The following is a 9,074-nucleotide window of genomic DNA, read 5'->3' on the forward strand; positions in this document are numbered from 1 at the left end:
GATGCTCTTGTCTCTTGCGCCGTCAGCGCTTCCTATCGGCATCCACGGCATCGAGAAACGCTTCGGCGCTATCTCGATCCTCAGCGATCTCAGCCTCGACGTCGCCGCCGGAGAATTCCTGACGCTGCTCGGTCCGTCGGGGTCGGGAAAGACCACGCTGCTGATGATCCTGGCGGGGTTCGTGCGCGCCAATGCCGGCAGCATCAAGGTGGGTGGCGAGGAGATCATCACCATGCCGCCGCACAAGCGCAACATCGGCATGGTGTTCCAGAACTACGCGCTCTTTCCCCATATGAACGTCTTCCACAACATCGCCTTTCCGCTCAAGCAGCGACGCGTGTCGGCAGCGGAAACGGCCGAGCGTGTGGAGAGGGCGCTGGACTTGGTACAACTGAAAGGCCTGGGCGAGCGCCGGGTCGACCAGCTCTCCGGCGGCCAGCGCCAGCGTGTGGCTTTGGCGCGCGCCATCGTCTTCGAGCCGCGCATCGTGCTGATGGACGAGCCGCTGTCGGCGCTCGACAAGGGGCTGCGCGAGCACATGCAGATCGAGCTGCGCAACCTGCACCGCCGGCTCGGCATGACGACCGTCTATGTCACGCACGACCAGCGCGAGGCGATCACCATGTCGGACCGCATCGCGGTCATGAATGCCGGCCGCATCGAGCAGATCGACCAGCCCGAAGCCCTCTACGCCAGGCCTAGGACGAGATTCGTTGCCGGCTTCATCGGCGAATCCAACTTCATCCCGGTCGAATGCCGCAATGGCAGCGTCTGGCATGAGGATCGAAAGCTGCGCATGAACAATTCGGCGCCATCCGCCGGCCGGCATTTGATGGTGGTGCGGCCGGAAAAGTTGCGTCTGGTCGCCGACTCCGAACAGGCCGGCGCCCTCAACATGCTGCCGGCGACCGTCGGCGATGTCATCTATCAGGGCGACAGCTTCATCTGCTACGCGACGCTGCGGAACGGAAGACAGGTGACGTTGCGCGACTATTGCCGCTCCGACGTGCTGGCGAAACTGCCGGCACCGGGCGAGCCGATCACGCTCGGCATCGATGCGCAGGATGTCGTGCTGGTGGCCGATCAATGAGCATCGGGTCCGCCAGCCTCGACCATGCCGGCAGGCCGGACGGCGTGCTGAACGCCGATGCGCTGCGCGCCGATGCCCGGCGGCAGGCGCTGGGACTGTTGGCGCTGTTGTCGCCCGGGCTGTTCCTGGTCTTCGCCGTCATCATCGTGCCGATCGGCTGGCTGTTCTGGCTCTCGCTTTTTGATGAGACCGGGCAGCTCAGCCTTGCCAACTACGCGCGCTTCTTCGAGCAGGCCTCCTACATCAAGACCTTCGCCACCACCTTCAAGGTCGCCTTCGTCGTCACCGGCGCCTGTGTGCTGCTCGGCTATCCCCTGGCCTACATGCTGTCGCAACTGCCGCGCCGCGCGGCCTCGATCTGCCTGATCTTCGTCATCCTGCCGTTCTGGACCTCGGTGCTGGTGCGCACCTATGCCTGGCTGGTCATCCTGCAGCGCAAGGGCCTCATCAACAATTGGCTGATAGATCTCGGCGTCATCGGCCAGCCGCTGCCGCTCGCCAACAATTTCGCCGGCGTCGTCATCGGCATGACCCACATCATGCTGCCGTTCCTGGTGCTGCCACTCTACGCCTCGATGAAGACCATCGACGTCGACTGCCTGCGTGCCGGCATGAATCTCGGCGCCAGCCCGGCCGCCACCTTCCGGCAGATCTTCTTTCCGCTGTCGCTGCCGGGCCTGGCGTCCGGCGTGGTCATCGTCTTCGTGCTTTGCCTCGGCTTCTTCGTCACGCCGGCGCTGATGGGCGGCGGCAAGGTCATCATGTGGGCGATGCGCATGGAGCAGGCCACCAGCCTCTATTCCAACTGGGGCGCCGGCGCCGCGCTCGGCGTCGTGCTGCTTGCCGTGACGCTGGCGCTGCTCGGCCTGTTCCAGCGGCTTCTCGGCGCCCGCGCCACCGGCGTATGGAGCCGGCGATGAGCGCGGAAAACAGCCTGCCCATCTCGCACTGGCAACGCCTCTGGCTTTATCTGCTCGGCGGCCTTGTCATGCTGTTCCTGATCGCCCCTTCGGTGATCATCGTCATCATGTCCTTCTCCGGCTCGACGCTGCTGCAGTTTCCGCCCGAGCAATGGTCGCTGCGCTGGTATGAAAGCTATTTCGGCTCCGTCGAGTGGCGCGACGCCACCATCGTGTCGCTCAGGGTGGCGGTGATGACGGCGATCGTGGCGACCCCGCTCGGCACCGCCGCCGCCTACGCCATCAACGCCGGCACGCTGCGGCTGACCGGCTTGATCAACGCGCTGCTCACGGCATCGCTGATCATTCCGGTCATCCTGATCGGCATCGGCACCTTTTTCCTCTATGCCCGCATCGGCCTCAACAACACGCTGACCGGCCTCGTCATCGCCCATACCGTGCAGGCGCTGCCGCTGGTCGTGCTCACCGTTCTGTCGGGACTGCGCTCCTACGACATGAACCAGGAGATGGTGGCGCGCAGTCTCGGCGCCGGGCGCTTCGCCGCCTTCTTCCAGGTGACCATGCCGCAACTGCGCTTCTCGATCGTCTCGGGCGCGCTATTTGCCTTCATCACCTCCTTCGACGAGGTGGTGGTCTCGCTCTTCATCTCGGGCGGCGAGACGACGACGCTGACGCGCCGCATGTTCAATGCGCTGCGCGATCAGATCGATCCGACGATCGCCGCCATTTCGACTTGCCTGATCGTGCTATCGATCGTCTTGTTGTCCGCCGCCCAGCTTTTCGGCCGCGGACGTTGAATACGAATACAGGGATACCAACACCAGCATGCGTGATTTCCAGTTCCCAGGCCGCTCGCCGGTCCGCGCCACCGAAGCCATGGCCGCGACCTCGCATCCATTGTCGACGCTTGCCGCCATCGACATGCTGCGCTCCGGCGGCAACGCCATGGACGCAGCGGTCTGTGCGGCGGCAGTGCAGGCGGTGGTCGAGCCGCAATCGACCGGCATCGGCGGCGACTGTTTTGTCCTCTATTGCCCGAGGGGGCAGGGCGAGGTGCTGGCTTTCAACGGCTCGGGCCGCGCGCCTCAGGCAGCGACGGTCGACTGGTATCTGGAAAAGGGTTTCAGCGAACTGCCGAAACAGGGACCGCACGCCGTCACCGTTCCAGGCGCCGTGGACGCCTGGTGCCGGCTGCTGGAAGACCATGGCCGCAAGGGCATAGCCGACGCTCTTGCTCCGGCCATCCGTTATGCCGAGAACGGTTATGTCGTCCATGACCGCGTCGCCTTCGACTGGGCTGATCCTGAAACCGATCTGTCGGCCGACGAGGTGGCAACGCGCATCTTCCTGCCGGGCGGCAAGCCGCCGAAGGCAGGCGATGTCCATCGCCAGCCGGAACTGGCGGAGACGTTGCGCATCGTCGCCAAGAAGGGCCGCGCCGGCTTCTACGAGGGTGCTGTAGCGGAGGACATTGTCGCCCGGCTTCGCACGCTTGGCGGACTGCATACGCTTGACGACTTTGCCGCCACGAAGGGCGATTACAGGACCGCGGTCAGCACGTCCTATCGCGGCTATGACATCCACCAGATGCCGCCGAACAACCAGGGCCTGACCGCGCTGTTGATGCTGAACGTGCTCTCCGGCTTCGACCTTGGCGCGCTCGACCCGGATGGCGCCGAGCGCCTGCATCTGGAGGTCGAGGCGGGGCGGCTGGCCTATCGCGACCGCGACAACCTGATCGCCGACCAGGACCATGTCGCAGTGCCCGTGAAAGAGCTTCTTTCCGCTGCCTACGCCGACCGACTGCGAGCCGAGATCGACCGCGAACGCGCCATGACGCATTTGCCGTGCGTCGACCTGCCAGGCAGCGACACGGTCTACATCACCGTCGTCGATAGTGACCGCAATGCGGTGAGCTTCATCAACTCGACCTATTATTCCTTCGGCAGCGGCGTCGTCGGCCCCAAGACCGGCGTCGTGCTCCAGAACCGCGGCTCGAGCTTCCGGCTCGATCCGAAGCACCCGAACGCAATAGCACCGGGCAAGCGGCCGATGCACACGATCATGCCGGGTATGATGACCAGGAACGGCCGCGCGGTGATGCCGTTCGGCGTCATGGGCGGCGGCTACCAGCCCTTCGGCCATGTGCATCTTTTGACCAACATGATCGATTTCGGCATGGACCCGCAGCAGGCGCTCGACGCCGCGCGCGTCTTCTACAACTACGACGTCGTCGAGGCCGAGCGGAGCGTGCGTCCAGATGCCATCGAGGGCCTGCGTCGCCGTGGCCATCGTGTCGTCGAGCCCGACCATCCGCTTGGCGGCGGGCAGGCGGTGCTGATCGACTGGGAAAAAGGCACGCTGACCGGCGCTTCCGATCCGCGCAAGGACGGGCTGGCGCTCGGATATTGAGCAGCGCTTTGCTGGACATCGGCCGATCGTTCGAAACATAGTCTGGAACCATGACAAACAGCGCAGATTCCACTGATCTCGACCATCGCCTCGCTCCCGGCGCCGAAGACGCGCCGGCCATCGCGGCGCCTGAGCGGACAGCTCTCTCGCATGGCGGGCTGCGCCGGCTGATTGGCGGGACCGCTGCACGCCTCAACGCGCTCGGCATCGGCCGTGGCGACCGGGTCGCCATCGTTTTGCCGAACGGCCCGGAGATGGCGACGGCGTTCATCGCGATCGCCGCTGCCGCTTCCACCGCGCCGCTCAATCCGGCTTATCGCGCCGACGAGCTCGATTTCTATCTGAGCGACATCGGCGTCAAGGCGATCCTGGTCGGCAAGGACGAGGAAGGTCCCTCCGTAGACGTTGCCGAACGCCTTGGCATCCCTGTGCTGCGGTTGGTGGTACCGGACGGCGCGCCCGCGGGTGTCTTTACGATCGAGGGCGATCCGGTCGGCTCGCCTGTTTCGTCGGGGTTGGCTGAAGACGGCGACACCGCACTTTTACTACACACTTCCGGCACCACCTCGCGTCCGAAACTGGTGCCGCTCAGCCATGCCAACCTTGCCGCTTCGGCCACCCATATCGGCGCGACGCTCGGCCTGACATCGGCCGACCGCTGCATCAACATCATGCCGTTGTTCCATATCCACGGGCTGATCGCGGCCGTGCTCTCCTCGCTCGCCGCCGGCGGCAGCGTTTTCTGCACGCCGGGCTTCAACGCGCTGCGCTTCTTCCAGTGGCTGAGCGAGGCGAAGCCAAGCTGGTACACGGCGGTGCCCACCATGCATCAGGCGATCCTGCCGCGCGCCGCGCGCAATCCCGAGCAGCTCGCCGGAGCAAAGCTGCGCTTCATCCGCTCGTCCTCAGCCTCCTTGCCGGGGCAGGTGATGGCCGAGCTTGAGGCGACCTTCGGCTGTCCGGTGATCGAATCCTACGGCATGACCGAAGCCGCCCACCAGATGGCGTCCAACCGCCTGCCGCCGGGCCAGCGCAAACCGGGTAGCGTTGGCGCTGCCGCCGGACCGGAAGTGGCCGTCATGGCGCCGGACGGACGGCTGCTCAAAGCCGGCGAGATCGGCGAGATCGTCATTCGCGGTCCCAACGTCACCGCCGGCTATGAGAAGAACCTCGACGCCAACGCCAGCGCCTTCGCCCATGGCTGGTTCCACACCGGCGACCAGGGCGTTCTCGACGAGGACAATTATCTGCGCGTCACCGGCCGGCTGAAGGAGATCATCAATCGCGGCGGCGAAAAAATCTCGCCGCTCGAGGTCGACGGCGTGCTGATGGACCATCCGGCAGTGGCGCAGGTCGTCACTTTCGCCATGCCGCATGACAAGCTCGGCGAGGAGGTCGCCGCGGCGATAGTGCTGCGCGAAGGCCAGAGCGCCAACGAGGCCGATATTCGCGGCTTCGCCGCAACCCGGCTCGCCGACTTCAAGGTGCCGCGCAAGGTGGTGATCCTGGACGAGATCCCCAAGGGCGCGACCGGCAAATTGCAGCGCATCGGCCTCGCGGCGAAACTCGGTCTCGGCTGATGCGCATTACAGTTTTTGGCGCCGGCGCGATCGGCGGCTATCTCGCCGCCAAGCTGGCGATCGCCGGCCGGGTCGATTTGTCGATCGTGGCGCGCGGTGCGCATCTCGAAGCGATCAAGGCGGATGGCCTGCGCCTTCTCGAGGAAGGTCAGGAAACGGTCGCACGCGTAAGAGCCACGGCGCGGGCCGAAGAACTCGGCGAGCAAGACTATGTCGTGCTGGCGCTGAAGGCGCATTCGCTGGTGCCGGCGCTTGGCGAGATCGCGCCGCTGCTGGGCGAGGGGACCGCTGTCGTCACCATGCAGAACGGCGTGCCCTGGTGGTATTTCCACAAGGCCGGCGGCGCGCTCGAAGGCACGCGGCTCAACGCGGTCGATCCCGGCGGCAAGATTTGGGAAACCATCGGGCCGGAGCGCGCCATCGGCTCCGTCGTCTATCCGGCCGTCGAGGTCGATGCGCCGGGCCTCATTCGTCATGTCGAGGGCACGCGCTTTTCGCTGGGCGAGCCTTCGGGCGAAAAGAGTGAGCGCGTCACCGCGCTTGCGCGTGAAATGGTCAAGGCCGGGCTGCAGGCGCCGGTCCGCGACGACATACGCTCGGAGATCTGGGTGAAGCTGTGGGGCAATCTCTCCTTCAACCCGATCTCGGCGCTCACCGGCAGCACGCTGGCGGCCATCGTCGCCGATGAAGGCACACGGGCCGTTGCCCGGGCCATGATGCTGGAGGCGCAGGCGATCGGCGAAAGCCTCGGCGTGCGCTTTCTCATCCCTGTCGATAGGCGCATCAAGGGCGCCGGCGATGTCGGCGAGCACAAGACCTCGATGCTTCAGGATCTGGAGCGCGGCCGTCCGATGGAGATCGATGCGCTGGTGAGCGCCGTCCAGGAACTCGGCCATCTGACTGGACAGCCGACGCCGACCATCGACGGCGTGCTGGCGCTGGTGCGGCGGCTGGCGATCGAGCGCGCGTGCTATTCTCGCTTGTAAGTGTTCTCGGTTTGTTCTATTCTGGTTCCTTGGATATCCGAAAGGACCAGCCATGAACGAACAGCTTGCATTCGGGACGGATAAGAACGGCCAGGCTTGTTTCGGCTGGGGCGAGTTGAGGACAAGTCGGAAGCGGAGGCCGGCGAATGAGCCGCATCTGTTTTACGGAATCCTGGTCGGAGAACCCACCAACGCCGTGTTCGAACAACAGGCGCGGGCCTATCGTCGGGAGTTCGGGTTGCTGCAAGCCTGGCTAACTCCCGCCAAGCAGACGCACGTAACCTTGATAGGCCTCGGCGACGGTAAATCCCCATACGCAGTCGAGACGGCCTGTCAGATCGGTTCGCTAATACAAGCGAAACCCTTTGACGTTTGTTTCGACCGTTTGTCGGCTTTCGGCGGTGGAGCCCTGGTGCTTCGCAGCGGCGATCATTCGCCGGTACTGCAAGACTTCTGGCGCAAACTCTCAGCCGTAGTTCACGACAGCCCGCTGCAGCCTTTCGTGACAAATTCGCTGGAGCCGCATGTGACGCTGCTCCGCGATAGGAACGGCGTACCAAAGATACCGGAGCGGCTCGTCGAGCCCGTCAGGTGGGCCGTGCGGAGTTTCGCGCTGATCCACAGCCATGGGGGGAAATACGAGTTCCCCGGTACCTGGCAGTTGAACGGTCAGGACGACGCGCACGCTGTCATGTGAACATCTCAAATCATCCCTATCGTCGACGCCATCCTGACACGAATTGTCACCTGCGGAGCGACGCCCCAGTGGCAAGCGAACAATCGGTCCCTACTTGATGTCTGGTCCAAACCGGGAGGAAATCATGACCACTGCCGAAATTGCCAAGGATTTCACTGAGCTCCTCAAGCGGGGCGACAATCACAGCGCTGCCGCGAAGTACAATGCCGACGACATCGTCAGCTACGAAGCCATGGAAGGCCCGATGGCCGTTTGCAACGGCAAGGAAGCCGTCAAGCAGAAGGGCGAGTGGTGGGAAGCGAACCATGAGGTTCACGGCGGCTCGGTCGAGGGCCCCTATGTCAATGGCGACCAGTTCGCCTTGCGCTTCAGCTTCGACGTCACGCCCAAGTCCACCGGCGAACGCGTCAAGATGGATGAGGTTGGCCTCTATACGGTCAAGAACGGCAAGATCAGCGAAGAGCGCTTCTATTATTGAGGCCGATCGGCCCGAACCCATCTCGCTTCTCTCGCTGCATGATCTAAAAATCAGGCGTGGCGGCTAGGATGATGTCCCGGCGGCCACGCTGGCATCTCGAATGGTCTTCACATACTCCGCAAGCTGTCGGCCGGCCAAATTTCGCCGATCCGCTGGCAAAGGGCAGGCGGTGGTTTTAGGGTGCCGGCGAATCCTTCCCGAGGAGCATCCCTTGACCATCACCATGTACGGCATCACCACCTGCGACACGATCAAGAAAGCGCGCGTCTGGCTGGAGGGCCGCGACGTCCCTTATCGCTTCCACGACTACCGGGCCGAAGGGATCGAGGCCGAGAAGTTGAACGGCTGGGTCGGCAAGGTCGGCTGGGAGAAGCTGCTCAACAAGGGCAGCACGACGTTTCGCGAGTTGCCGGAGAAGGACAAGGAAGCGCTCGATGAGAAGAAGGCGATGACGCTGATGCTCGCCAGGCCGACGATGATCAAGCGGCCGGTGCTGGAGGTGGGTGAGCGGATTCTCGTCGGCTTCAAGCCGGATGTTTATGAGGGGGCGGTAGGCGGAAAGTAGATCAACTTTTCCTATGCCGCGTTCCTTCGCGCCCCCCTCTGTCCTGCCGGACATCTCCCCCACTTGGGGGGAGATCAGCTGTCACGCCGGCTTTCGCCAACCGCCAACGTCGCAGGAATGAACGGGGCGCCTAAACTGCCAATCTCCCCCCTCGTGGGCAGGGGAATCGCACATGAGTAGAATTGGACTCTTGCGGCGGTTATCGAAATGGATTCTGAAGGACCTCTGGATGATCGGAGGTCGGCATGGTGTTTCTGGATGTATTTGGCGAGGTTCCGGACCCGCGGGACTTGACCGCGCAGCATCCGTTGCCGGAGCTTTTGTTCGTGGCCTTTGCGGCGGTGCT

9 protein-coding genes are annotated in these 9,074 nt (G+C 64.1%); all 9 read left to right on the top strand.

Going from position 1 to position 9,074, the window contains the following annotated elements:
• Nucleotides 1–7: 7 nt before the first annotated feature.
• The 9 genes from AC4FWB_RS07300 (at nucleotide 8) to AC4FWB_RS07340 (ending at nucleotide 8,728) form a co-directional block, all read left to right on the top strand.
• A complete protein-coding gene (locus AC4FWB_RS07300) occupies nucleotides 8–1,090 on the top strand; it encodes an ABC transporter ATP-binding protein (protein ID WP_491025243.1) in 1,083 nt (360 codons plus the stop codon).
• Nucleotides 1,087–2,010: an ABC transporter permease gene (locus AC4FWB_RS07305; RefSeq protein ID WP_491025245.1), complete on the top strand. Its 924-nt coding sequence runs from the start codon at nucleotides 1,087–1,089 to the stop codon at nucleotides 2,008–2,010. Before AC4FWB_RS07300 ends, AC4FWB_RS07305 begins: the two co-directional genes overlap by 4 nt.
• Nucleotides 2,007–2,807 carry an ABC transporter permease gene (locus tag AC4FWB_RS07310; RefSeq protein WP_491025246.1) on the top strand — a complete coding sequence of 267 codons (801 nt, stop codon included), beginning with the start codon at nucleotides 2,007–2,009 and terminating at the stop codon, nucleotides 2,805–2,807. The genes AC4FWB_RS07305 and AC4FWB_RS07310 overlap by 4 nt, the downstream gene beginning before the upstream one ends.
• Before the next feature lie 28 nt (nucleotides 2,808–2,835).
• The gene (gene ggt, locus AC4FWB_RS07315) at nucleotides 2,836–4,422 is read left to right on the top strand and encodes a gamma-glutamyltransferase (protein WP_491025247.1); all 1,587 of its coding nucleotides are present in this window, start codon (nucleotides 2,836–2,838) and stop codon (nucleotides 4,420–4,422) included.
• Nucleotides 4,423–4,472: 50 nt separating this feature from the next.
• Nucleotides 4,473–6,002, top strand: a complete 1,530-nt coding sequence (locus AC4FWB_RS07320; RefSeq protein WP_491025248.1) for an acyl--CoA ligase — start codon at nucleotides 4,473–4,475, stop codon at nucleotides 6,000–6,002.
• A complete protein-coding gene (locus tag AC4FWB_RS07325) occupies nucleotides 6,002–6,988 on the top strand; it encodes a 2-dehydropantoate 2-reductase (protein ID WP_491025249.1) in 987 nt (328 codons plus the stop codon). The genes AC4FWB_RS07320 and AC4FWB_RS07325 overlap by 1 nt, the downstream gene beginning before the upstream one ends.
• A 52-nt stretch (nucleotides 6,989–7,040) precedes the next feature.
• Entirely contained in the window at nucleotides 7,041–7,685 is a 645-nt protein-coding gene (locus AC4FWB_RS07330) for a 2'-5' RNA ligase family protein (RefSeq protein ID WP_491025250.1), read from the top strand.
• A 124-nt stretch (nucleotides 7,686–7,809) separates the two neighbouring features.
• Nucleotides 7,810–8,163: a SnoaL-like domain-containing protein gene (locus AC4FWB_RS07335; RefSeq protein ID WP_491025251.1), complete on the top strand. Its 354-nt coding sequence runs from the start codon at nucleotides 7,810–7,812 to the stop codon at nucleotides 8,161–8,163.
• A gap of 211 nt (nucleotides 8,164–8,374) precedes the next feature.
• Complete coding sequence (locus AC4FWB_RS07340; RefSeq protein ID WP_491025252.1) at nucleotides 8,375–8,728, top strand: ArsC family reductase; 354 nt, start codon at nucleotides 8,375–8,377, stop codon at nucleotides 8,726–8,728.
• Nucleotides 8,729–9,074 lie beyond the last annotated feature (346 nt).

This window comes from Mesorhizobium sp. LEGMi-168a, assembly GCF_058312955.1.